At 59.5% G+C, this 22,665-nt stretch carries 19 protein-coding genes and 4 tRNA genes; 14 read left to right on the top strand and 9 right to left on the bottom strand.

Annotated elements, in window-relative coordinates:
- Nucleotides 1-6: 6 nt before the first annotated feature.
- Both U0L91_RS07755 and asnB (U0L91_RS07750) read right to left on the bottom strand, forming a co-directional pair.
- Complete coding sequence (locus U0L91_RS07755; protein ID WP_330045812.1) at nt 7-1,503, bottom strand: UDP-N-acetylmuramoyl-L-alanyl-D-glutamate--2,6-diaminopimelate ligase; 1,497 nt, start codon at nt 1,501-1,503, stop codon at nt 7-9.
- Between the two features lie 10 nt (nt 1,504-1,513).
- Nucleotides 1,514-3,343 carry an asparagine synthase (glutamine-hydrolyzing) gene (asnB, locus tag U0L91_RS07750; protein ID WP_330045810.1) on the bottom strand — a complete coding sequence of 610 codons (1,830 nt, stop codon included), beginning with the start codon at nt 3,341-3,343 and terminating at the stop codon, nt 1,514-1,516.
- 307 nt (nt 3,344-3,650) lie between these two features.
- Between asnB (U0L91_RS07750) and U0L91_RS07745 the strand changes: the two genes are divergently transcribed.
- The 5 genes from U0L91_RS07745 (at nt 3,651) to U0L91_RS07725 (ending at nt 7,143) form a co-directional block, all read left to right on the top strand.
- On the top strand, nt 3,651-4,880 hold the full coding sequence (locus tag U0L91_RS07745) for a carboxylate--amine ligase (protein ID WP_330045809.1): 1,230 nt from the start codon (nt 3,651-3,653) through the stop codon (nt 4,878-4,880).
- A gap of 20 nt (nt 4,881-4,900) precedes the next feature.
- Nucleotides 4,901-6,784 (top strand): asparagine synthase (glutamine-hydrolyzing), encoded by a 1,884-nt coding sequence (gene asnB, locus U0L91_RS07740; RefSeq protein ID WP_330045807.1) that lies wholly within the window; start codon nt 4,901-4,903, stop codon nt 6,782-6,784.
- A gap of 83 nt (nt 6,785-6,867) precedes the next feature.
- Nucleotides 6,868-6,941, top strand: a tRNA-Arg gene (locus U0L91_RS07735).
- A gap of 7 nt (nt 6,942-6,948) precedes the next feature.
- Nucleotides 6,949-7,025, top strand: a tRNA-His gene (locus U0L91_RS07730).
- Between the two features lie 43 nt (nt 7,026-7,068).
- Nucleotides 7,069-7,143: transfer RNA gene (locus U0L91_RS07725), tRNA-Gln, on the top strand.
- Nucleotides 7,144-7,204: 61 nt separating this feature from the next.
- Here the strand turns inward: U0L91_RS07725 and U0L91_RS07720 are convergent.
- The 5 genes from U0L91_RS07720 to U0L91_RS07700 form a co-directional block, all read right to left on the bottom strand.
- Nucleotides 7,205-8,497, bottom strand: coding sequence for a putative ABC transporter permease (locus tag U0L91_RS07720; RefSeq protein ID WP_330045806.1), 1,293 nt, complete (start codon nt 8,495-8,497; stop codon nt 7,205-7,207).
- Between the two features lie 71 nt (nt 8,498-8,568).
- Nucleotides 8,569-9,195: an epoxyqueuosine reductase QueH gene (locus U0L91_RS07715; protein WP_330045805.1), complete on the bottom strand. Its 627-nt coding sequence runs from the start codon at nt 9,193-9,195 to the stop codon at nt 8,569-8,571.
- Nucleotides 9,196-9,476: 281 nt separating this feature from the next.
- Nucleotides 9,477-11,009 carry an ATP-binding protein gene (locus tag U0L91_RS07710; RefSeq protein ID WP_330045803.1) on the bottom strand — a complete coding sequence of 511 codons (1,533 nt, stop codon included), beginning with the start codon at nt 11,007-11,009 and terminating at the stop codon, nt 9,477-9,479.
- 74 nt (nt 11,010-11,083) lie between these two features.
- Nucleotides 11,084-11,159: transfer RNA gene (locus U0L91_RS07705), tRNA-Pro, on the bottom strand.
- Between the two features lie 138 nt (nt 11,160-11,297).
- Nucleotides 11,298-12,644: a butyryl-CoA:acetate CoA-transferase gene (locus U0L91_RS07700; protein ID WP_330045801.1), complete on the bottom strand. Its 1,347-nt coding sequence runs from the start codon at nt 12,642-12,644 to the stop codon at nt 11,298-11,300.
- A 475-nt stretch (nt 12,645-13,119) separates the two neighbouring features.
- Between U0L91_RS07700 and coaD the strand changes: the two genes are divergently transcribed.
- The 7 genes from coaD (at nt 13,120) to acrA (ending at nt 19,770) form a co-directional block, all read left to right on the top strand.
- Nucleotides 13,120-13,608 carry a pantetheine-phosphate adenylyltransferase gene (gene coaD / locus U0L91_RS07695; protein ID WP_330045798.1) on the top strand — a complete coding sequence of 163 codons (489 nt, stop codon included), beginning with the start codon at nt 13,120-13,122 and terminating at the stop codon, nt 13,606-13,608.
- Between the two features lie 77 nt (nt 13,609-13,685).
- Nucleotides 13,686-14,870, top strand: a complete 1,185-nt coding sequence (locus U0L91_RS07690) for an acetyl-CoA C-acetyltransferase (RefSeq protein ID WP_330045796.1) — start codon at nt 13,686-13,688, stop codon at nt 14,868-14,870.
- A gap of 18 nt (nt 14,871-14,888) precedes the next feature.
- Complete coding sequence (locus U0L91_RS07685) at nt 14,889-15,674, top strand: enoyl-CoA hydratase-related protein (RefSeq protein WP_330045795.1); 786 nt, start codon at nt 14,889-14,891, stop codon at nt 15,672-15,674.
- A 50-nt stretch (nt 15,675-15,724) separates the two neighbouring features.
- Nucleotides 15,725-16,597, top strand: a complete 873-nt coding sequence (locus tag U0L91_RS07680; RefSeq protein WP_330045793.1) for a 3-hydroxyacyl-CoA dehydrogenase family protein — start codon at nt 15,725-15,727, stop codon at nt 16,595-16,597.
- Nucleotides 16,598-16,674: 77 nt separating this feature from the next.
- Entirely contained in the window at nt 16,675-17,844 is a 1,170-nt protein-coding gene (locus U0L91_RS07675; protein ID WP_330045791.1) for an acyl-CoA dehydrogenase family protein, read from the top strand.
- 16 nt (nt 17,845-17,860) lie between these two features.
- Complete coding sequence (gene acrB / locus U0L91_RS07670; protein ID WP_330045789.1) at nt 17,861-18,646, top strand: acryloyl-CoA reductase electron transfer subunit gamma; 786 nt, start codon at nt 17,861-17,863, stop codon at nt 18,644-18,646.
- Nucleotides 18,647-18,663: 17 nt separating this feature from the next.
- The gene (gene acrA, locus U0L91_RS07665; protein WP_330045786.1) at nt 18,664-19,770 is read left to right on the top strand and encodes an acryloyl-CoA reductase electron transfer subunit beta; all 1,107 of its coding nucleotides are present in this window, start codon (nt 18,664-18,666) and stop codon (nt 19,768-19,770) included.
- Nucleotides 19,771-19,845: 75 nt separating this feature from the next.
- Here the strand turns inward: acrA and U0L91_RS07660 are convergent, their stop codons facing one another.
- Both U0L91_RS07660 and U0L91_RS07655 read right to left on the bottom strand, forming a co-directional pair.
- The gene (locus U0L91_RS07660; RefSeq protein WP_330045784.1) at nt 19,846-20,514 is read right to left on the bottom strand and encodes a hypothetical protein; all 669 of its coding nucleotides are present in this window, start codon (nt 20,512-20,514) and stop codon (nt 19,846-19,848) included.
- A 56-nt stretch (nt 20,515-20,570) separates the two neighbouring features.
- A complete protein-coding gene (locus U0L91_RS07655; RefSeq protein WP_330045782.1) occupies nt 20,571-21,122 on the bottom strand; it encodes a 5-formyltetrahydrofolate cyclo-ligase in 552 nt (183 codons plus the stop codon).
- A gap of 161 nt (nt 21,123-21,283) precedes the next feature.
- Between U0L91_RS07655 and rfbC the strand changes: the two genes are divergently transcribed.
- Together rfbC and U0L91_RS07645 are read left to right on the top strand one after the other, a co-directional pair.
- Entirely contained in the window at nt 21,284-21,856 is a 573-nt protein-coding gene (rfbC, locus tag U0L91_RS07650) for a dTDP-4-dehydrorhamnose 3,5-epimerase (RefSeq protein ID WP_330045780.1), read from the top strand.
- An 8-nt stretch (nt 21,857-21,864) separates the two neighbouring features.
- Nucleotides 21,865-22,665, top strand: a complete 801-nt coding sequence (locus U0L91_RS07645; protein ID WP_330045778.1) for an ABC transporter permease — start codon at nt 21,865-21,867, stop codon at nt 22,663-22,665.

Raw genomic sequence — 22,665 nt, 5'->3', positions numbered from 1 at the left:
CGGAAGTTATTCAATGCCTTTTTCGGCGGCGTATTCCTCAATCAGTTCCCGCTCCAGGAAGGGCGTCTTGACGCCCTGACGGTCGCGGTAAGCCTCGTGACCCTTGCCGATGACGGCAATCAGGTCGCCTTCCTGGGCATGGTCGATGGCATAGTGCAGCGCATCCAGACGGTCGGGAATCTCCACATACGGGGCATTGGGGTTGCCCTTGGCCATGCCGACCTTGATGTCGGCCAGAATGTCCTCGACCTTTTCAAAGCGGTTGTTGTCCTCGGTCAGAATGCAGAAATCCGCCATTTTCGCGCAGACTTCTCCCATGCCGTACCGGCGCAGCTTGCTTCGGTTTCCGCCGCAGCCGAACACCACCACCATCCGGTGGGGATGGTAGGCGCGCAGCGTCTCCAGCAGGCTTTCGGTGGCGGCCTCGTTGTGGGCATAGTCAATCAGGATGGTGAACCGCCGGCTGATGGGAACCAGCTCCACGCGGCCCTTGACCAGCGCCTTCTGCAGACCCTCGTGGATCGGCGCATCGGGCAGTCCCAGCGCCTTGGCCACGCCGATGGTGGCCAGGGCATTGTAGATGCTGAACAGACCCGGCATACCGACCTGGACATCCATGGAATGGCCGTCCGGTTCGGTCAGACGGAATGCCACGCCCAGCATTTCCTTGGTGCGCAGCAGACGGTATTCGCGGTCGGCGCGGTAATCGGCCGGATGCTCAATGCCGTAGGTGATCAGCTCACAGGTGTGGCCGTCCAGCAGGGCTTCGGTGTTGGGATCGTCGGCATTGACGACGCCCACATCGCAGCGCTTGAACAGCTCGCCCTTCCAGCTGCGGTACTCCTCAAAGGAGGAATGTTCGCCGGGGCCGATGTGATCGGGGTACAGGTTGGTGAAGACACCCACCTTGTAATGGATACCCGCCACACGGTCCATCATGATGCCCTGGCTGGACACTTCCATCACGCAGGTGTCGCACCCGGCATCCACCAGCTGGCGCAGGATCTTCTGCAGCTCGCAGCTCTCCGGCGTCGTGTTGTTCAGATCGTAATGGTGGCCGGGATAGTACACGCCGTTGGTGCCGATCATGCCGACCGAATGCCCGGCGGCTTCCAGAACGGCTTTGATCATGTGGGTGGTGGTCGTCTTGCCCTTGGTGCCGGTGACGCCGATCATCGTCATCTCGCGGGCGGGACGTCCGTAAAAGGCTGTGGAAAGCATGGCCAGGGCATAGCGGGTGCTCTCAAAGCGGAGCACCGTCACCTCCGGCATGGCGGCCAGGACTTCCGCCGGCAGATCATGCTGGATCACCACAACCGAGGCACCGGCCCGGGCAACGTCGGCGGCGTATTCGTGGCTGTCCCGCTGGGTCCCCACGATGCAGACAAACAGCCCGTTGGCCGTCACCTTGCGGGAATCGTAGTAGATGCCGGACACTTCGGTGTGCAGGTCGCCCTGCACCAGGGTAAAGTCAAGACCTTTGGTCAGTTGTTTCAGCAGCATTGTGTTCACCTCAGCGTTTGACAAAGTATTCATCATACCAGACCAGGAACATGAAGATGCACCAGATCTGACGCCAGTTGTCCCGCTTGCCCGAGATATGCTGTTCGAGCATCCGGTTCAGTTCCCGGGTGTTGAAGAACCGGGCCGCGGCAGGGGTGTTGAACGCCTGCCGGACCGTGGCGGCATAGTGTTCGTCCCGCAGCCAGGCACGCACCGGAACCGGGAAGCCCAGCTTTTTCTTGTCGGCGGTCTTGGCGGGAATGGTCTTTTCGGCGGCGCCGCGCATTGCGATCTTGGTCTGCTCGGCCGATACCTTGTGCCGGGTGGGAATATGGCTGGCCAGCTCAAACACGCGGCGGTCCAGGAACGGCACGCGCAGTTCCAGACTGTTGGCCATGCTCATCTTGTCGGCCTTGAGCAGAATGTCACCGACCATCCACAGGTTCAGGTCACAGTATTCCATCCGTGCCACGGCATCCTGTCCCTTGGTGTGCTCAAAGTAGGGCCGGGACAGGTCGGTGGGTTTGACGGTGCCGGTGTAATGGCGCAGCAGCTTCTTTTTGCGGCGCTCATCCATCAGGTTGGTGTTGCCGATATAGCGCTCCTCGAGCGGACGGGAACGCCGCACCAGGAAGTTCACGCCCCGCACCGGCGGCAGCAGCGACGCTGCGGCCCCCACGGCCCGGCGGACCGGCAGGGGAATGCGGTCATACCAGCTGACCGTGAACGGCTCCTTGTAAATGTTGTACCCGCCGAAAAATTCATCGGCGCCCTCGCCCGACAGGCAGACCTTGACCTGCTTGGAGGCTTCCCGGTTGACAAAGTAGAGGGCCACGCTGGCGGCGTCGGCCAGCGGCTCATCCATGTGGTACTGGATCTTGCCCAGGTTGGCCCAGTATTCTTCCGGCGTGATGCGGTAGGCATAGTTCTTCACGCCGATGTGCTCGGAAAACTCCTTGGCATAGTCCGTCTCGTCGTACTGTTTGTTGGCAAACCCGACGGTGAAGGTCTTATCCACCTTGGCCAGTGCGGCCATATAGCTGGAATCCACGCCGGAAGAGAGGAAGCTGCCCACCTCCACATCGGCGATCTTGTGGGCCTCAACGCTCTCTTTCATCGCGTCGCTGATGGCCTGCTCCCACTCCTCCAGCGTCTTGGAGTCGTCGGGATCAAACTCGGGCCGCCAGTACCGCTGCACGGTCAGCACGCCGTTCTTCCACTCCATCCAGTGGGCGGGCATCAGTTTTTTCACACCCTTGAAAAAGGTGTTCTCGCCCGGGGAATACTGGAAGGAAAGATACAGCGGCAGCTGTTCCTCGTTGAGCTCCTTGTGGAAGCCCGGATGCGCCAGAAAACTCTTGATTTCGCTGCCGAACATCAGCTCGCCGTTCTCGCTGCAATAGTAGTACAGCGGCTTGATGCCGAAATGGTCGCGGGCGCAGAACAGCGTCTGGGCCGCGCGGTCCCAGATGGCAAAGGTGAACATGCCGCGCAGACGCTGCAGCATCTCCTTGCCCCACTGCTCATAGCCGTGCAGCAGCACTTCGGTGTCCGACCGGGTCGCAAAGGTGTGGCCGGCCTGCTCCAGCTCGGCGCGCAGGTCCTGGAAATTGTAGATTTCTCCGTTAAAAATGACGGCCAGATTGCCGTCCTCATTGAACATCGGCTGTTTGCCGCCCTCCAGGTCAATGATGGAGAGCCGGCGCTGTCCCAGCGCCACGGGCCCTTCGATGAACTGCCCCTGCCCGTCGGGGCCGCGGTGGGCGATGGCATCCATCATGCCCTGCAGGATCTCCTGCATATCGGCCCGCGCGCCGACAAAACCAACGATTCCACACATAGATACTTTCCTCGTTCCTGTTTGGTTCCACGGTTTTCATGAATATTCCTTATTATACACGGTTTGAAGGGGAAAGAAAAGCGTTTGCGTCGGATTCTTCTTGTAAATTTCCACCCCTTTGCCCGGCGTACAAACTTTGCCGCGGGGTTTGACAGGAACCGGGAATGGAAGTACAATAAGGAATACATCAAAGCGGCACACCCCGGGCCCGGTTTGCAGCCGGATTCTGTCGGAACAGGACAAAAAAGCGTGGTGCGCCGTGTTTTCTTGCAAAACATGATGGAAAAGGAAAGAAAGGTCAATCATTATGAAGGAGTTCCTTCCCGTTCTTCTGGGCAGCGATGCCAACGTGTACGGCATGGCGCGCAGTTTTTATCAGCAGTACGGCGTGCACAGTGTGGCCGTCTGCAAGGGGGCGCTGGTCGCCACCGCCAATTCCCGGCTGGTCCGCATTGCGGTGCTGGAACCCAGGCTGGAGGAGGACGCAGTCTTTGAAAAGACCCTGATCGAGTTTGCCAAGGCGCATGCCGACCGGCCGCTGGTGCTGGTTTCCTGTGCGGACGGCTACACCGTCCTGATGGCCCGCCACCGCGAGGCACTGCGCCCTTACTACCATTTCGCCTGCCCGGACCTGCAGACCGTTCTGGATCTGGACATCAAGGAAAATTTCTACCGTGCCTGCGAAGCACACGGCCTTTCCTATCCGCGCACGGCTTCCTGCACGGCGCAGAATTACAAAACCGTGGAACTGCCCTTTGCGTTCCCGGTCATCATCAAGGCGAGCAATTCGCCGGCCTACTGGAACTGTACATTCCCGCATAAGAAAAAGGTGTTCCTGGCCAATGACCGTGCCGAGTTCGATGCCATCACCGCCGCGATCTATGGCAGCTCCTATCAGGATGACCTGATCTTGCAGGAGTATATTCCCGGCGATGATAACTGTATGCGCGTTGTGAACGCCTACTGCGGCCTGGACCACAAGGTCAAGCTGATTGCCCTGGGCCGCCCGCTGCTCGAGGAACAGACGCCGGAAGGCATCGGCAACTATGCGGCGATCCTCTCCGACCCCGCCTACAACGATGCCGCGTTGCTGGAAAAGCTGCGCAGCTTCCTTGAGGATTTCGGCTGGGAAGGCTACGCCAACTTTGACATCAAATACGACGCCCGCACCGGGGAATACAAGATGTTCGAGATGAATCCCCGCCAGGGCCGTTCCAGCTATTTCGTGACGGCGGCCGGGTACAACCTGGCCAAATGGCTTGTGGAGGATGTGCTGGAACACCGGGACCTCGGCCTGACCGTTGCGGACTCCCGGAGCCTGTGGATGATTGCCCCTTACGGCGTCATCCGCAAATATCTGCGCGACCCTGACCTGCTGGCCCGGGCTGCCGAGCTCAAACGTCAGGGCCGCTGTGCCCATCAGCTCTACTGCCGCGAGGACCGCAGCCTCAAGCGGGGACTGTGGTATCTGCGCAGCCAGCTGAACTATTATCGCAAGACAGCCCGCTACTATGGCAACAAGGGCCTCAGGGACTGACAGAGGGGAGAAGTGAGCCTATGTGTGGAATTACCGGCTTTGCCGAACGCAGACATGACGCCGAACAGGCGCGCCGCATCGTGAAGGGGATGGCGGACCTGATCGCCTACCGCGGACCGGACGGCGAGGGCTATTATGTGGATGAGTGCGTGGCGCTGGGCCACCGCCGCCTTTCCATCATTGACCTGGAGGGCGGCAAACAGCCGATGTTCAATGAGGACGGCAGCCTGGTGGTCATCTTCAACGGCGAGATCTACAACTTCCAGGACCTTCGCGCCGAGCTGGAACAGGCCGGCCATACCTTTGCAACCCGGTCGGATACCGAGGTGCTGCTCCATGGCTATGAGCAGTGGGGCAAGGAACTGCCCGGCAAGCTGCGCGGCATGTTCACCTTCGTGATCTGGGACAAGGCCAGACGGACCATGTTCGGTGCGCGGGACATCTTCGGCATCAAGCCGTTCTACTACTACAACGTGGACGGACTGTTCCTCTTCGGCAGTGAGATCAAGAGTTTCCTGGCCCATCCGGGCTTCCACAAGGAACTCAATGAGGAGCGCCTGCCCGAGTACCTGAGCATCGAGTATATCCCCAATGAGGAGACGATGTTCCGCAACGTCTACAAACTGCCCAGCGGCTGCATGTTCACCTGGCAGGACGGAGACCTGCAGGTTGAACGGTACTACACCATCCGCTATCATGTGGATGAGTCCAAGACGCTGGAAGAGTGGGAACAGAAGATCACCGAGACCTTTGCCGAGAGCGTTGCGGCGCACCAGATTGCCGATGTGGAGGTGGGCTGCTTCCTCTCCTCCGGCGTGGATTCCAGCTTTGTCGTCAACGAGGTTGCCAAGGGCACGCCGCACGTCAAGAGCTTCTCGGTGGGCTACGCCGAGGAAAAGTATTCCGAGCTGCCCTATGCCCAGGCCTTCAGCAAGGAGATCGGCGTTCCCAGCATTGCCAACAAGGTGGACGCCGACCAGTTCTTTGCGGCTAACCGGGTCATCCAGTGGTATCTCGATGAGCCGATGCCCAACCCCGCCGAGGTGCCGCTCTATTTCCTTGCCCAGAACGCCCGCAAGTATGTCAAGGTGGTGCTGTCCGGCGAGGGCGCCGACGAGCTGTTCGGCGGCTATCCGATGTACTGCCAGGCCGTCCATTTCATGGACTACGCCCACAAAGTGCCCCGCCCGCTGCGCCGGGCCATCGGAAAGGTAGCCTCCCACCTGCCCGAGGGCGTCAAGGGCAAGCATTTCCTGGTGCGCGGCGGCGAGGAGCCGTGGCAGCGCTATATGCGCGCCAACTATGTGTTCCTGGACCCGGCGGACCGCGACCGCTACCTCAAGAAGAACTATCACAGCCCGCGTCCCGAGACCTTCTTCAAGCCCTACTTTGACAAGGTCGCCGGCCTGGACGAGCCGACCCAGCTCCAGTGGGTGGATATGCACACCTGGATGCTCTATGACATCCTTCTCAAGGCAGACCGGATGAGCATGGCCAACAGCCTGGAACTGCGCGTGCCGTTCCTGGACCGCGAGATGCTGGATGTGGCACTCTCCATCCCGCAGCGGTTCCGTTCCGGCAAGGAACAGACCAAGATCGCGCTGCGCGGCGCCGCGCTCAAACAGCTGCCCGCCAGTGTGGCCAAGCGCCGCAAACTCGGTTTCCCGGTTCCCCTCAACGATTGGCTGCGGCAGGACAAGTACTATGCCATGGTCAAGGAAAAGTTCACCGGCCCCGTGGCGGAAAAGTTCTTCCGCACCGATGAGCTGGTCCGGCTGCTGGATGACCACAAGGAGGGCCGTGCCAAAAACATGACCAAGATCTGGAGTTTCTACTCCTTCATCCTGTGGTATGAGCTGTATTTTGTAAACAGCAAAGCGCCTGCCGAAATTTATCAAAAATAATGGGAAAATCCTATTGACAAACTGCGCCCGGTGTGGTAGTATAATCCACGCAGCATGTTCCCAACACAGGAACTGACCCATGCGCGCCCGTAGCTCAGGTGGATAGAGCAACTGCCTTCTAAGCAGTGGGCCAGGGGTTCAAGTCCCTTCGGGCGCATTGTATGGTGCCTATGGCGCAGTTGGTTAGCGCGCCAGATTGTGGCTCTGGAGGCCGAGAGTTCGAATCTCTCTAGGCACCCCACCAAAGACCGCACAGTAGTTTGCTGCGCGGTCTTTTTTCTTGCTGGGCCGTCGCCAAGCGGTAAGGCAGAGGACTTTGACTCCTCCATCCGTCGGTTCAAATCCGGCCGGCCCAACCAAAAGCTCCCCGGGCAATTTGCCCGGGGAGCTTTTTTGCATCTTCAGAAAAACACGGCCGGTTCAGTCGGTCCGCACCAGTTTGGGATAGATCTGCTTCATTCTGGCGTCGTCAAAGTGTTCGTCCAGCAGCACCTCCACCCGGTTCGCGGCGGGCGCACCGCCGGAACGGCTGTCGTAGCGGATCAGGGCGGCAGCGCTGACCAGCATATTGGCAGTCATAAAGACGACCAGCACGGCGGTCAGCAGCTGGCCGGGCAGGCGAGGAATGCGCTCGATCAGACGATCCAGCGGGGGCAGCAGGACCTTGAACCAGACCACGGCGGCCAACCCCCAGAAAAAGCAGTACAGCAGGTTGATGCGTCCGCCCAGGTTGAAGGGCAGGGCACTGTAATCCCAGAACACGGCGCCGAACACGATCTCGGTAAAAACGCTGCACAAATACTCGTACGCGCCGCCCAGCAGTGTGCCCACACCGAACAGCCAGAAGGCCGGCCGGTCCTTGTATTTGTACAGCAGCAGCGTGACCAGCCCGATGGCCAGGCCCCAGACGATGGAGAAGGGACCCCAGACCAGGCTGGACCGGCTCATCCAGTACCCGGCCGTCAGACGGCAGAAGATCGTCTCGGTCAGGTCGCCGGCCAGGGCGCCGATGACAAAGAGCAGAAAAATCTTGGAAAAGCAGCAGCCTTCGGCAAAGACGGCGCTTTTGACCCGGCGCTGCCTTGCCAGGTCGGCGGCCGGGGCAATGTTGCGAATGTGGTGCTCGGTCCTGTCAAGAATCCACAGCCCCAACCGCAGCGTGACACCGGCCAGACGGTTGTTGACGGCATCCAGCTGGGGCAGACGGTCCCGGGTGCCGGTCAGGGCCAGCAGCGTGCCCAGGATATCCGCCGCCAGAATTGCGCCCACAATCCAGAGCAGAACGGGCATCACACCGGCCGGCGGCAGCGCATACAGACGCAGCAGCAGCGGAACGAGCCACTTGACGCTCACCACGCCCAACACGCCCCAGATCAGAGAGGCCGTCAGACTGATGTAGCCGTCCAGGTTGAACCGTTGGCCCGAATAGTCCCACCAGCGTGTGCGGGTAAAGCGCTCCAACAGATGGCCGGCCACCCACTCGATCACCGTCGCATACAGGGCGCTGCCGACAAACAGGAAAAACCAGCTTCCGGTCAGATCACGCAGGCCGACGGTGACAAGACAGCCCGCAAAGCCGTAGACCAGACACAGCGGCCCGTGCAGGACGCCGCGGTCCTGATACCGGTGCCGCCGCAGCGCCACAAAGGACACCTCGATCAGCCAGCCCAGGAACGAGAAGGCCAGAAACAGCCAGAACAAACGGTACAGCATAACATCCCCCAATCGAATTTTGTAAGGTATTGTTTCATTATAGGGGATAGACCGTCAGGATGCAACGGGGGTTATACGCCGCGCTCCTGTTTGCTGAAAATACAGCCGCAGTAATCCTGACGGTACAGCCCGTACTGGGCGCTGAGCGCCAGGCTGCGCTTGTAGCCGTCCTTTTTGCGGAATTCGCTCTGCAGATAGTGCAGACCATACCGTTCGGCCAGCTCGCAGCCGATCGTGTTGAGCCGGACCGGGTCCTTGACCGGCGAGATGGAGAGCGTTGTCGTGAACCAGGGAAATCCGTGCTCGCTGGCATAGCGCGCTGCCTGTTCCAGCCGCAGCCGGTAGCAGACGGTGCAGCGCTCGCCGCGCTCCGGCTCGTTTTCCAGGCCGCGCACGGCGTCGTAGAATTCCTGCGGGTTGTAGGACAGTTCCACGACCCGGATGCCCAGCTCCGCATAGCCCGCATCCCGGACAAAGCGTTCCAGCTCGGCTTCCCGGCGATGATATTCCTCGGGCGGCGCAATGTTGGGGTTGTAATACAGGATGGTCACCTCAAAATGCCGGACCAGCCGTTCCAGCGTCGCACTGGAACAGGGGGCACAGCAGGCGTGCAGCAGCAGCGCCGGGTGCTGGCCGTCGCGCTCCAGTGCCTCGATGGTCTTTTCCATGACCAGTTCATAGTTGATTCGGTTGGGCAAATTCAACACCTCCAGGGGAAAAATGCAGACAGGAAATTGTGAAGATATTTTCTCAAAATGTTGAAAAAAACGTCATTGTTTTTTCACATGTTTTCGGTATCCTAAGATTGTTCCCAAAAGGAACACCGGACCGGACAAAGAACAGGGACTTTGCCCGGACACACCGGCCGGAGGGAACAACGCAGACTTTTTTTCATCCACTCCTCTTTCTCTTTTTCTTCTTTTCAGAAACCCCCGCACAGGAACAGGGACCTGTGCGGGGGTTTGTTGTTTTCGGAAGATCAGTGCCCGTTCTTGATTTCCAGCAATCTCCGATACAGGGCAGGGTTGTTCAGCACAATGATCTTGAGCTCACTCACTGCGCGGGTGAGGAGCTGATACAGCATCCCGGCCCCGCTGTAATAGCCGTCCGAAACCATCAGCTGGTTGCCGTTATACCAGAAATGCTGATCCAGCACCACCGCAACCCTGGAAAACTCCTGCCCGATCACCTGATGGGCAGTCTCATTGCAGAAGGTGGACAGCAGATGATACGGGTCCTTGCAATCCACAGCCGACGCGGTGAAGGTCAGCGGCATCCAGCCGGAGGACCGCAGAAATCCCAGATACTGCCGGCAGGTCTGCTCATCGTTCAGATACTCGATGGTGACGCACCGGTAATCCGCAGAATCGGCAGAAGAGCCGACGCTGCGCATATTCTGAATGAAGGAGGCCAGGTTCCGGTTGGTGCGTATCGTCGAAGTCAGGTGCCTGGAACAGCAGGGAACACCCGGATACTGGACGGCGAGATACTGCGCAATGTCGGTGGTCTCTCCGGTTTTGAGGAACTGCTTCACATCATAGGAGAAAAAGACCGGGATGGAATGGAGGCGGGATTCCTGAATCAGCAGCTGCAGCTGGATGGTCCGGATTCGCTGCGCTTCGTCCACCAGCAGAAGATCGCAGGAGCCGTTTTTCAGCGCGGGAACCACGCTTTGCAGAATGTCCTTGACAGGAAAAATCTGCCACCCGGCCTGACACAGTGCCAGATGCCCCTGGTTCAGAATGCCGCAATGCACGATGATGACTTTTTTGCCGGCCGCCATCCTCTCCTTGGCAATGTCATACAGAAGCAGGGTCTTGCCGGTGCCGGCATCCCCCGACAGCGCGGCAAAACAGAAGGGCGCCTGTGCCAGAAGCTTGTAGAAATCGGCCTTGAAACTCTGCTGGCCGTCGGTGAGAAAATAGTCGTTCTTGAGGAATTGCTGCGTGGCGTTGAACGGCGAAACCAGGTATTTGGACGGAACGAACTCCCGGTCGGGGTCAACCGCATAGTCGACGGTCTGACTGCGCAGACACTGGGCCAGTGCGGCAACGCTCACCGTGTTCAGCTGATCGGCATCCGGGTCATATTCGTAGCATTCGCCCTCCTGCTGTTTGTCCTGCGGTTCGACATAGCAGAACAGCCGGACCCCGCGCTGCAGGAATTGCAGGTAATACTGGTTGCGTCGGAGCTGGCTGCGGATCTTTTCCATCTTTTCCTGCGGGGAAAGATCGTTGATCAGATGGCATTTCAGTTCCACATCAAGGACCAGATGCTCCCCGAAGCGCAGCAGATCGAACTCCCGGCTGATCTGCGGGATCGAATAGCCCGCAAAGAAACCGTCGAGATCCTTGATGCCACATTGATGATTCCGCAGATCGGTGCACAGGGAATCCAGGCAGTTCACCTCCTGGGGCTTCATGGTGGTGAGTCCCTTCAGACGGTGGTTCTGATTCAGTTGTTCCAGGGCGCGGTCCCCCTGATAGAGCGAGAGAAGATTCTTCGGCTTCATCGGATCACCTGAGCTTTCGGTCTGGGATCAGTACGAGAAAAGCCTTCCGGAATCATCCGATTCCGGAAGGCTTTTGGTCCGAGTGACACGATTCGAACGTGCGGTCTCCACATCCCAAATGTGGCGCGGTACCAGCTCCGCTACACCCGGAAATCCGGCACGGTGAACAGCATCCGTCAGAGAATGCTGAACAACAGTCTCATTATACCTGTCCGTTCCGCCGGAGTCAAGAACAAACTTTCCCCTGCAAAAATCCCCGCAGCCGTCAAGGCTGCGGGGATATCCGAATCAGCGTTTGCTGCTCTTATGCCACAGGCCCAGCTTTTCCGCTTCGGCAATCAGCCCTTCGCGGAAATCGGGGTGTGCAATGTTGATCAGCGCCTCGGCGCGCTCCCAGGCGGTCAGGCCCTTCATGCGGGCGACGCCGTACTCGGTCACGAGATAATCCACATTGGCGCGGGTATCGGTGACGATGCTGCCGGGATGCAGGGTGGGACGGATGCGGCTTTCCAGATGGCCGGTCTTCTTGTTCATGAAGGTGGAGCTCAGGCAGATAAAGCTCTTGCCGCCGTTGGAAAGGTAGGCGCCCAGCACAAAGTCCAGCTGGCCGCCGGCGCCGGAAATCGCGCGGGTGCCGCTGCTCTCGGCATTGACCTGACCGTACAGGTCAACGTCGATGGCGTTGTTGATCGAGATGAAGTTGTCCAGACTGCTGATGACCCGCACATCGTTGGTGTAGTCCACCGGGGCGGCCATGCACTCGGGGTTGTTGTCCAGATAATCATACATCTTCTGGGTGCCGGCACCGAAGGCGTAGGTCTGACGGCCGGTGTCCACCTTCTTGTAGCGTCCGGTGATGCGTCCGGCCAGTGCCATGTCCACGAAAGAGTCCACATACATCTCGGTGTGGACGCCCAGGTCCTTCAGATCACTGTCGGCAATCATTGCGCCGATTGCGTTGGGCATACCGCCGATGCCCAGCTGCAGGCAGGCGCCGTTGGGGATGCGTTCCACGACCATCTTGGCCACGGCCTGATCCACCTCGGTGGGGGCTCCGCCGCCGCCCAGCTGATCGATGGGCGGGTTGTCGCCCTCGATGATGCCGGCAATCTGGGAGATGTGCAGGCAGTTGTCAAAGCCGCCCAGGCAGACCGGCATGTTGCGGTTGATCTCCACAAAAACCTTGTCGGCCTTGCGGGCTGCGTCGGCCAGATGGCTGGCGTTGGGGCCCAGGTTGAAGTAGCCGTGATTGTCCATCGGCGCGGTCACAAAAACGGCGATGTTCAGATCGTCCGGGCTCTCGCGGTAGTAGCGGGGCAGCTCGGAGTAGCGCAGTGCCGAATAGTAGGCGTAGCCGGCTGCCACGGCCTTGCGCTCAATGCCGCCCATGTGCCAGCTGTTCCAGCAGAAATGGTCGGCGGGGGAGTCGATCTTGAAGATCTCGGGAACGTGGCAGAGAATACCGCCACGGAGTTTGATGTCATGCAGCTCGGGCATACGCTTGGCAAGTGCGGCGTCAAAGGCGACCGGCGTGCCGGTGCACCAGCCGTAGTCAACCCAGTCACCGTCTTTGACCAGAGCGGCAACGGCGTCGGCCGTGGTAAGCTTCTGCGCGTATTCGGCTTTATAATCCATAACGAACAGCTCCTTTGTGTGTCGAGGGTCTACCTCTTTATAATAGACAGAGAATGCAGGCTGTACCCGTGCGGGACGGGGAAAATTCTGCCCGGCAGGGGGGCAGAGGTCTCCGTCATTGATATTATTTTAACATTATCTGAGCGCTTGTCAACCGATTCTGCGCAATTTTAGACCTGCGACGGTAAAATTCGGACGGATTTTGTGTATACCATCCAATATGCTTTGAAATATTTGTAGGATTTTTCACAATTCATCCATTGACAAAACCTTAACAAGAGTGTAAAACTATAAGTAAGGTCAGGAAAAAGAAAACAACATCCTTCCTGACCGCGCAAGCACCAGCAACAGGCAAACGGGTTCCGGGCGGTGTGCCGCCCTAACACACGCGCGCAAGGCGCCGGGTGCTTTTATTTCCGCCCGAAGCTGTTAGATTTTTAACAGCATGCGCGGCAAGAAACGAGAAGGGAAGCACATGCCCATTGCAATGTATCCGGGCAGTTTTGATCCGGTCACCCGCGGTCATCTCGACATCATCCGGCGCAGCGCCAGGATGTTTGACAAGCTGATCGTGGCGGTTCTCAACAACAGCGCCAAGACGCCGCTTTTCACCGTGGAAGAACGGGTGGAGATGCTGACGGAATGCTGCAAGGATCTGCCCAATGTGGAGGTCAGAAGCTTCAACGGCCTGACAGTCAACTTTGCCAGACAGACACATGCAACGGTCATGGTCAGGGGACTGCGCGCCGTTACGGATTTTGAAAACGAGATCCAGCTCGCCCACACCAACCACGCGCTGATGCCGGGGATCGAGACGGTCTTTCTCGCCACCTCCATCAAGTGGAGTTACCTCTCTTCCACGATCGTCCGGGAAGCCGCCCACTACAACCACGATGTCTCCAAGTTCGTGACGCCCAATGTGGAAGCCGCTCTCAAGCGGAAGATCGAAGAGGGCAAAGCCTGAAAACGCATTCCGGCCGCGAGGCCTGAAGTATAGAATGGAATCCAAAAACAACTGAAATATTTTTAGGAGGCTGTTTTATGAAAAAGATTGTTATTGCATCTGCCTGCCGTACTGCCATCGGCAAATTCGGCGGCACCCTGTCCAACGTCCCCGCTGCCGAGCTGGGCTCCATCGTCATCAAGGAAGCCATCAACCGCGCCGGCATCACCCCCGAGCAGGTTGACCATGTGTACATGGGCTGCGTCATCCAGGCCGGTCTGGGCCAGAACGTCGCTCGCCAGGCTTCTCTGAAGGCCGGCCTGCCCGTCACCACCCCCGCCGTGACCGTCAACGTCGTCTGCGGTTCCGGTCTGAACTGCGTCAACATGGCCGCCCAGATGATCGAGGCCGGCGATGCCGACATCGTGGTTGCCGGTGGTACCGAGAACATGGACATGGCGCCGTTTGCCATGATGAAGGGCCGTTACGGCTACCGCATGGGCTATCCCATGGGCAAGAGCGAGCTGGTTGATACGATGGTCAACGACGCTCTGTGGGATGCGTTCAACAACTACCACATGGGCATCACCGCTGAGAACGTTGCCGATCAGTGGGGCCTGACCCGTGAGGATCTGGATAACTTCGCTTACAACAGCCAGCTGAAGGCGGATGCCGCCATCAAGAGCGGCGCCTTCAAGGATGAGATCGTCCCCGTCGTCATCAAGACCAAGAAGGGCGAGATCGTCTTCGATACCGATGAAGGCCCGCGTCTGAGCGCTCCCGAAGTTCTGGCCAAGCTGAAGCCCGCCTTCAAGAAGGACGGCAAGGTGACCGCCGGCAACGCTTCCGCCATCAACGACGGCGCCGCTGCTCTGGTCATCATGAGCGAGGACAAGGCCAAGGAACTGGGCATCACCCCGATGGCCACCTGGATTGCCGGCGCCCTGGGCGGCGTTGATCCCTCCATCATGGGTGTCGGCCCTGTTGCCGCCACCAAGAAGGTCATGGCCAAGACCGGCATGACTGTTGCCGATATGGACCTCATCGAGGCCAACGAAGCCTTCGCTTCTCAGAGCCTGGCCGTTGCGCATGACCTCGGCTTCGATATGAGCAAGGTCAACGTCAATGGCGGCGCCATCGCTCTGGGCCATCCCGTCGGTGCTTCCGGTGCCCGTATCCTGGTCACCCTGCTCTACGCCATGAAGCATCGCGGCGCTCACAAGGGCCTGGCCACGCTGTGCATCGGCGGCGGCATGGGCTGCGCCACCATCGTCGAAATGTAAGGAACGGAGGAAACTGGAATGTCCTTTGTTACGACCGAAGTTCAGGGCGCCGTTGCGATCGTCACGATCGATCGTCCCAAAGCCCTGAACGCACTGAATCCCGAAGTTCTCGCGGACCTCAAGGCCGCGTTTGAAGCCATCGATCAGAACACCGTCCGCTGCGTGGTTCTGACCGGCGCAGGGGACAAGAGCTTTGTCGCCGGCGCGGACATCGGTTCGATGTCCACCATGACCAAGGCGGAAGGCGAGGCCTTCGGCAAGCTCGGCAACGACATCTTCCTGATGATCGAGAGCTTCCCGCTGCCCGTCATCGCGGCGGTCAACGGTTTCGCCCTGGGCGGCGGCAATGAGCTCGCCATGAGCTGCGACATCCGCATCTGCTCCGACAACGCCGTCTTCGGTCAGCCCGAGGTCGGTCTGGGCATCACCCCCGGCTTCGGCGGCACCCAGCGTCTGGCCCGTCTGGTCGGCATGGGCATGGCCAAGCAGCTGGTCTACTCCGCACTGAACATCAAGGCGGACGAGGCCCTGCGCATCGGTCTGGTCAACGCGGTGTATCCGCAGGCCGAGCTGATGGAGAACGTCATGAAGCTGGCCAACAAGATTGCCAAGAACGCCCCGATCGCGGTGCGTCACTGCAAGAAGGCCATCAACGAGGGCATCAGCCTTCCGATCAGCCAGGCCGTTGAGGTGGAAGAGAAGCTCTTCGGCGACTGCTTCGAGACCCACGACCAGGTCGAGGGCATGGGCTGCTTCCTGAGCCGCGAGAAGCCGAAACCCAAACCGGTCTTCACGAACAACTGAGTTACATTTCTTCCAATTTCGGAAATCAAAACATACAGGAGGCTACTACTATGAAAGTTGGCGTTATTGGCGCTGGCACCATGGGCCAGGGCATCGCAAAGGCATTTGCGCAGACTCCGGGTTACACCGTCGCTCTGTGCGACATCAAGCAGGAATGGGCCGACGGCGGCAAGGATAAGATCGCCAAGGGCTACTCCAAGCTGGTTGCCAAGGGCAAGCTGGATCAGGCGGAAGTCGATCGCCGTCTGTCCGTCATCACCACCGGCCTGAAAGAGGACCTGTGCGCGGACTGCGACCTCATCGTTGAGGCTGCGTTCGAGGATATGAAGGTCAAGCAGACCACCTTCGGCGAGCTGGACAAGATCTGCAAGCCGGAATGCATCTTTGCTTCCAACACCTCTTCTCTGTCCATCACCGAGATCGGCAAGGGCCTGAGCCGTCCTCTGATCGGTATGCACTTCTTCAACCCCGCTGACCGCATGAAGCTCATCGAAGTCATCGCCGGCTGCAACACGCCCGCCGAGACCGTTGAGGCCATCAAGAAGATCAGCGCCGAGATCGGCAAGACCCCGGTCCAGGTCAACGAAGCTGCCGGCTTTGTTGTCAACCGCATCCTGATCCCGATGATCAACGAAGCTGCCTTCATCAAGATGGAAGGCGTTTCCGACATCGCCGGCATCGACACCGCCATGAAGCTGGGTGCCAACCATCCGATGGGCCCCCTGGAGCTCGGCGACTTCATCGGCCTGGATATCTGCCTGGCCATCATGGACGTGCTCTACAAGGAGACCGGCGACAGCAAGTACCGTGCCTGCCCGCTCATCCGCAAGATGGTCCGCGGCGGCAACCTGGGCTGCAAGTCCGGCAAGGGCTTCTATGTCTACAACGCTGACCGCACCAAGACCCCGGTTGACGCGCTGTAAAATTTGAACAATATCCCTCCTGGCGGCGCCCGATCGCACTGTCAGGAGTGATTTGTTGATTAAGGAGGAATACCGTTATGGATTTTACCCTGTCCAAACAGCAGGCCATGGTACAGAAAATGTACAAGGAATTTGCTGAGAACGAAGTCAAACCCCTGGCCAAGAAGGTCGACGCTGAGGAATACTTCCCCAAAGAGACTGTGGAAAAGATGGCCAAGCTGGGCATGATGGGCGTTTATTTCCCCAAAGAATACGGCGGAGCCGGCGGTGACGTGCTGTCCTACGTCATGGCCGTCGAAGAGATGTCCAAAGTCTGCGCCACCACCGGCGTTATCCTGTCCGCTCACACCAGTCTGTGCGCTGCGCCCATCTACGAGCACGGCACTGAGGAGCAGAAGCGCAAGTACCTGCCCAAGCTGTGCAGCGGCGAGTGGCTGGGTGCCTTCGGCCTGACCGAGCCCGGCGCCGGCACCGACGCCCAGGGCCAGCAGACCTTCGCGGTTGACGAGGGCGACCACTGGAAGCTCAACGGCTCCAAGATCTTCATCACCAACTCCGGCTTTGCCAATGTCTTCATCATCATTGCCGTCACCGGCATTGTGCTGGACAAGCGCGGCCGCAAGACCAAGGAAATCTCCGCCTTCATCGTGGAGCGCACCGACCCCGGCTTCAAGGTCGGCAAGCCCGAGGACAAGATGGGCATCCGTGGTTCTTCCACCTGCGAACTGATCATGGAAGACTGCATCATCCCGAAGGACCGTCTGCTCGGTGTCAAGGGCAAGGGCTTCCAGCTGGCCATGGGCACGCTGGACGGCGGCCGTATCGGCATTGCTTCCCAGGCTCTGGGCATTGCCGAGGGGGCCATCGACGAGACCGTTGCCTACGTCAAGGAACGTAAGCAGTTCGGCCGTTCCATCGCCCAGTTCCAGAACACCCAGTTCGAGCTGGCCGAGATGAAGGCCCGTGTGGATGCCGCCAAGTACCTGGTGTATGCTGCTGCCCTGAAGAAGCAGCAGGCCATGGACGGCGCCAAGATCCGTTACAGCGTCGAGGCTGCCGAGGCCAAGCTGATTGCCGCCCGTACCGCCAGCGACGTGACCCGCCGCTGCCTGCAGCTGTTCGGCGGTTACGGCTACACCCGTGACTACCCCATCGAGCGGATGATGCGCGATGCCAAGATCACCGAGATCTACGAGGGCACCAGCGAAGTCCAGATGATGGTCATTTCCGGCGCGCTGCTGAAGTAAGGAGGCAAGACGTACAATGAAAGCTATTGTTTGTGTCAAACAGGTACCCGATACGCAGGGTAAGGTAGCGGTCAAGCCGGACGGCACGATGGACCGTGCCGCCATGGCGACCATCACCAACCCCGACGACCTGAACGCCGTTGAGGCTGCCCTGCAGCTCAAGGACGAGACCGGCTGCGAAGTCGTCGTCGTCACCATGGGCCCGGCCCCGGCCGAAGGCATGCTGCGCGAGCTGATGGCCCGCGGCGCTGACCGCGGCGTTCTGGTTTCCGCCCGTGAGTTCGGCGGTTCGGATACCTTCGCTACTTCCCAGATCCTGGCTGCCGCCATCAACAAGATCGGCGTCGGCCCCGACGACATCGTCTTCTGCGGCCGTCAGGCCATCGATGGCGATACCGCCCAGGTTGGCCCGCAGATCGCTGAAAAGCTGCATCTGCCCCAGGTCACCTATGTCACCGAGATCCAGAAGAACGGCAACGATCTGGTTGTCAAGCGTCAGCTGGAAGACGGCTACATGGAAATCAAGGTTCAGACTCCCTGCCTGCTGACCTGCATCAAGGAACTGAACACGCCGCGTTATATGAGCGTTTCCGGCATCTTCGAGTGCTACGACAAGCCCCTCGAGGTCTATGACTACAATGCTCTGAAGGATGACCCGCTGATCGAGACCGACACCATCGGCCTGAAGGGCTCTCCGACGAACGTTTATAAGTCTTTCGCTCCCCCGGTCAAGGGCGCCGGCATGATGGTCGAGAGCGTCGGCCAGCTGGTCGGTATCCTGAACGACAAGCACCTGATTTGAGAGAGGAGAGAAGTACAATGGCTGAATTCAATGCGATGGACACCGCCGCCTTCAAGGGCGTGTGGGTCTTTTGTGAACAGCGCGAAGGCGCAATCCAGACCATCAGCTACCAGCTGCTCAGCGAAGGCCGCAAACTGGCCAACGACCTGGGCGTCGAGCTGTGCGGCGTTGTGATGGGCAGCGAGCTCAATGAGCAGTACATCAAGGCTCTGGGCGGCTACGGTGCCGACCGTGTCTACTACGTCGACAGCCCCCTGCTGAAGGACTACACCACCGACGGCTATGCCAAGGTTCTGTGCGACCTGGTCATGGAGAAGAAGCCCGAGATCGTTCTGATCGGCGCCACCAACCTGGGCCGTGACCTCGGCCCCCGCTGCGCAGCCCGTCTGCACACCGGCCTGACCGCCGACTGCACGCATCTGGATGTGGATGTTGAGAAGTACAAGAACTTCCTGCGCACCACCTCCACCATCGATGTGGACAACACCAAGTTTGAGCAGAACACCAACCTCAAGATGACCCGTCCTGCTTTCGGCGGCCACCTGATGGCCACCATCATCTGCCCGCGCTTCCGTCCGCAGATGTCCACCGTCCGTCCCGGCGTCATGCAGACCCAGCCGTACGACGAGGCCGGTGCCGAGAAGGTTGTCGTTGAGAAGATCACGCCCGCTCTGACCGCTGACGATATCCATGTTCAGATCCTCGACATCAAGAAGAGCGCCAAGAAGCTCGTCGACCTGATCGGTGCTGACGTGGTTGTTTCTGTCGGCCGCGGCATCAGCGCTGACCCCGAGAAGGGCATTGCCCTCGCGGAAGAGCTGGCCGGTGTCCTGGGCGGCGTCGTGGGCGCTTCCCGTGCCGTCACCGATGAAGGCTGGCTGTCCAGCGATCATCAGGTCGGCCAGACCGGCAAGACCGTCCATCCGCGCATCTACGTCGCGCTGGGCATCTCCGGTGCCATCCAGCACATCGCCGGCATGCAGGATTCCGACACGATCATCGCCGTCAACAAGAACGAGAACGCTCCCATCTTCGATGTGGCGAGCTACGGCATTGTCGGCGACCTGTTCAAGGTCGTGCCCGAGATGATCAAGGAAATCCGCGCTGCCAAGGCTGCTGACTGATTCCGCTGATCGGATTCATCTCCGGTAATACAAAAGGCACATTCCCGATTCGGGAATGTGCCTTTTTCTATGATTTTATTCCGCAGCGGACTGTGCAGCCTCGGACTCGGGCTGTTCGGCGGCAGGCTGGTCAAACTCCACCTGCCAGGCAGTACCGCCCTCACCGGCAGCAGCCAGGAAGGCGTCGGTCAGCTGCTGGCCCGTCACACCCAGCTGGGTGTCCACCATCGCCAGCATGGCCAGGTCGCCGTCCTGGGCGACCCACACGTCATCGGCCGTCACGCAGATCCACTTGGTGGGATCGGCGTTGTCCGCCATGGCCTGGGCGATCTCCTGGGTGTTGGCTTCATCCTTGACCCGGACAATCACCAGGCTGTAAGCCTGACTGCCGATCATCGGGGTGGACAGCACGCCGGCGTCAATCATCTCGCTCTGCACGGCGTCCAGACCCGTGTTGTAGAGCATCCATTCGGAATCCCCAAGGTCGAGGGGCTGGGTGGCCAGCGTGGGCAGATTGGGCTGGACGGTGTCGTTGATCTGGTTCAGCAGATCGTTCAGGGCGGCATCCACTTCGGGCTCGGCCGTCTGCTCGGTGCCGTCGGACGACCCGGAGGCCGCGGGCTCTGCGGTGGGTTCGGCGGTCGGCGCGGCCGAGGAGGCGGACGACGAGGAACCGGCGCTGCCGCAGGCAGTCAGCCCTGCCGCCAGGACGACGGCGCAGAGAAGTGCGTACAGTCTTTTCATACAATACTCCTTATCGTTGATGAGATCCAAAGGCGGCACAGCGACCGCCGCTTGTCTTAGCATTCCCCGGATTCGGTCAGGATTTCCCCGGGAGCGAAGGAAATGTCCCAGCTGTCGCGGGGCAGTTCGTCCAGCACCAGCGCCGCGGGACAGAGCAGCCGTTTCGGGACAGAAGACCCTGCCAGACTGGCCAGAAACCGGTCATAGTACCCGGCACCGCGCCCCAGCCGTGTGCCGTGGCGGTCGGCGGCCAGACAGGGAACCAGAATCAGGATGTCCGGCGAAGCCAGCACCGGGCGGGGGAGTGCCGCGCCGTCCGGCTCAGGAATTCCGTACCGCCCTGTGTGAAGGGACCCCGCCGGTGCAAACTCCAGCGTTCCGCCCTCAAGACAGCGGGGCAGATACAGGTCTTTCCCCTCCGCCGCCGCAAGGGCGAGGATGGGACGGGTGTCCGGCTCATCGGGCAGCGAGACAAACCCCAGCACCCGCCGGGCATCCCGCCAGCAGGGCAGGGAAGAGAGCTGCTTTGCCATCGCAGCGCCCACCGCCCCAAGATCCAGCTCGGCCCGGCGCGCTCTGGCCAGGCTGCGTGCCTGCTGCTTGGTCATCGCAATCACCTCCCCCGTATTGTACCACATGCGGCCCCCACTTACAACAAACGTTTTTTTTCTGATTTTGCAACACTTCCTGCCAAACTCTTGCGAAAAGGGCCCAAACAGAGTACAATATACTTGCATTTTTCTGTAATGAATTCAAAGGAGCAGATACCATGGGTAAGTTTACGTTTCTTCCGACCGAGATCCCCGGCGTTGTGGTGATCGAACCCACTGTGTTCGGTGACGACCGCGGTTATTTTATGGAAACCTATCAGATCGACGATTTTGCGGCGGCCGGCATCGACAAGCCGTTCGTCCAGGACAACCAGAGCCGTTCCACCAAGGGCGTGCTGCGCGGTCTGCATTTCCAGAAAAACCACACCCAGGGCAAGCTTGTCCGGGTAACGATGGGCGAAGTGTACGATGTGGCGGTGGACTGCCGTCCCAACTCCGCGACCTTCGGCAAATGGGTCGGCGTGACCCTCTCGGCTGAGAACAAGAAGATGTTCTACATCCCCGAGGGTTTTGCCCACGGCTTCCTGGTGCTGTCCGATGTGGCGGAGTTCTGCTATAAGTGCACCGATGTCTATGACCCCACCTCCGAGGGCGGCATTCCCTACGATGATCCGACCGTCAATGTCCAGTGGCCGGACTGCGGCTGCCCGCACAAGACCAGCGCCAAGGACAAGGAACATACGCCCTTCGCCGACCAGAAATTTGAGTACTTTGAAAAGTACGGAATTTGAGGCCTACCGTGCAGAATTTGAAACAATCGTTTGTGGGTTTCTGGAAGTATCGCTATCTGCTGCAGAACCTCATTACCCGGGATTTTAAGCTCAAATACCGCCGCAGTGTGCTGGGCGTGGCCTGGAGCGTGCTCAACCCGCTGCTGACCTGCCTGGTCATGTTCATGGTGTTCGATTCCATCATGCGGGGCCTGCGCGGGGAAGGCATCCCCAATTTTGCCGCCTTCCTGATCATCGGCCAGCTGCTGTTCAACTTCTTCCGGGAATCCACCTCGATGGCCATGGAAAGCGTTCTCAAGAACGCACCGCTGCTGCGCAAGGTTTATATCCCCAAATATATTTTCCCGCTGGAAAAGGGCTGCTTTGCCTTTGTGAACTGTCTGTTCAGCTTTGTTGCGCTGGCGCTGGTGCTGATCGTCACCTGGACGCCGGTCAGCTGGTCAACCATGCTCCTGGCCCTCTATCCGCTGGTCATGCTCTTTTTCTTCGGGCTGGGCATCGGACTGGTGCTCTCGGCGCTCTATGTTTTTGTGCGGGACATCATGCACCTGTGGGAGGTATTCTGCACACTGCTCTCCTATGCCAGTGCCATCTTCTATGACCCGTCGATGATGTCCGGCACCATGCAGAAACTCATCGCCCTCAATCCGCTCTACTGGTATATCACGGCCTTCCGCAGCTGCGTGCTGTGGGGAACCGGCCTGTCGGTATCCATGCTGGTGGTGTGCTTCCTGTGGGCCGTGTTCAGCATGGGAATCGGCATCGCCGTGTTCAAGAAAACGCAGGACAAGTTTGTCCTGTATATGTAA

Origin of the sequence: Gemmiger sp., assembly GCF_036306485.1 — a bacterium.
Lineage (GTDB): Bacteria > Bacillota > Clostridia > Oscillospirales > Ruminococcaceae > Gemmiger.
This window is presented reverse-complemented; position numbering and strand designations above follow the sequence as displayed.

Bases quoted from the DNA above. Each gene is read 5' to 3' on its own strand.
- U0L91_RS07755 (WP_330045812.1), bottom strand. From the start codon at position 1,503: ATGCTGCTGAAACAACTGACCAAAGGTCTTGACTTTACCCTGGTGCAG.
- asnB (WP_330045810.1), bottom strand. From the start codon at position 3,343: ATGTGTGGAATCGTTGGTTTTGTCGGCGCGCGGGCCGATATGCAGGAG.
- U0L91_RS07745 (WP_330045809.1), top strand. From the start codon at position 3,651: ATGAAGGAGTTCCTTCCCGTTCTTCTGGGCAGCGATGCCAACGTGTAC.
- asnB (WP_330045807.1), top strand. From the start codon at position 4,901: ATGTGTGGAATTACCGGCTTTGCCGAACGCAGACATGACGCCGAACAG.
- U0L91_RS07720 (WP_330045806.1), bottom strand. From the start codon at position 8,497: ATGCTGTACCGTTTGTTCTGGCTGTTTCTGGCCTTCTCGTTCCTGGGC.
- U0L91_RS07710 (WP_330045803.1), bottom strand. From the start codon at position 11,009: ATGAAGCCGAAGAATCTTCTCTCGCTCTATCAGGGGGACCGCGCCCTG.
- U0L91_RS07700 (WP_330045801.1), bottom strand. From the start codon at position 12,644: ATGGATTATAAAGCCGAATACGCGCAGAAGCTTACCACGGCCGACGCC.
- coaD (WP_330045798.1), top strand. From the start codon at position 13,120: ATGCCCATTGCAATGTATCCGGGCAGTTTTGATCCGGTCACCCGCGGT.
- U0L91_RS07690 (WP_330045796.1), top strand. From the start codon at position 13,686: ATGAAAAAGATTGTTATTGCATCTGCCTGCCGTACTGCCATCGGCAAA.
- U0L91_RS07685 (WP_330045795.1), top strand. From the start codon at position 14,889: ATGTCCTTTGTTACGACCGAAGTTCAGGGCGCCGTTGCGATCGTCACG.
- U0L91_RS07680 (WP_330045793.1), top strand. From the start codon at position 15,725: ATGAAAGTTGGCGTTATTGGCGCTGGCACCATGGGCCAGGGCATCGCA.
- U0L91_RS07675 (WP_330045791.1), top strand. From the start codon at position 16,675: ATGGATTTTACCCTGTCCAAACAGCAGGCCATGGTACAGAAAATGTAC.
- acrB (WP_330045789.1), top strand. From the start codon at position 17,861: ATGAAAGCTATTGTTTGTGTCAAACAGGTACCCGATACGCAGGGTAAG.
- acrA (WP_330045786.1), top strand. From the start codon at position 18,664: ATGGCTGAATTCAATGCGATGGACACCGCCGCCTTCAAGGGCGTGTGG.
- U0L91_RS07660 (WP_330045784.1), bottom strand. From the start codon at position 20,514: ATGAAAAGACTGTACGCACTTCTCTGCGCCGTCGTCCTGGCGGCAGGG.
- U0L91_RS07655 (WP_330045782.1), bottom strand. From the start codon at position 21,122: ATGACCAAGCAGCAGGCACGCAGCCTGGCCAGAGCGCGCCGGGCCGAG.
- rfbC (WP_330045780.1), top strand. From the start codon at position 21,284: ATGGGTAAGTTTACGTTTCTTCCGACCGAGATCCCCGGCGTTGTGGTG.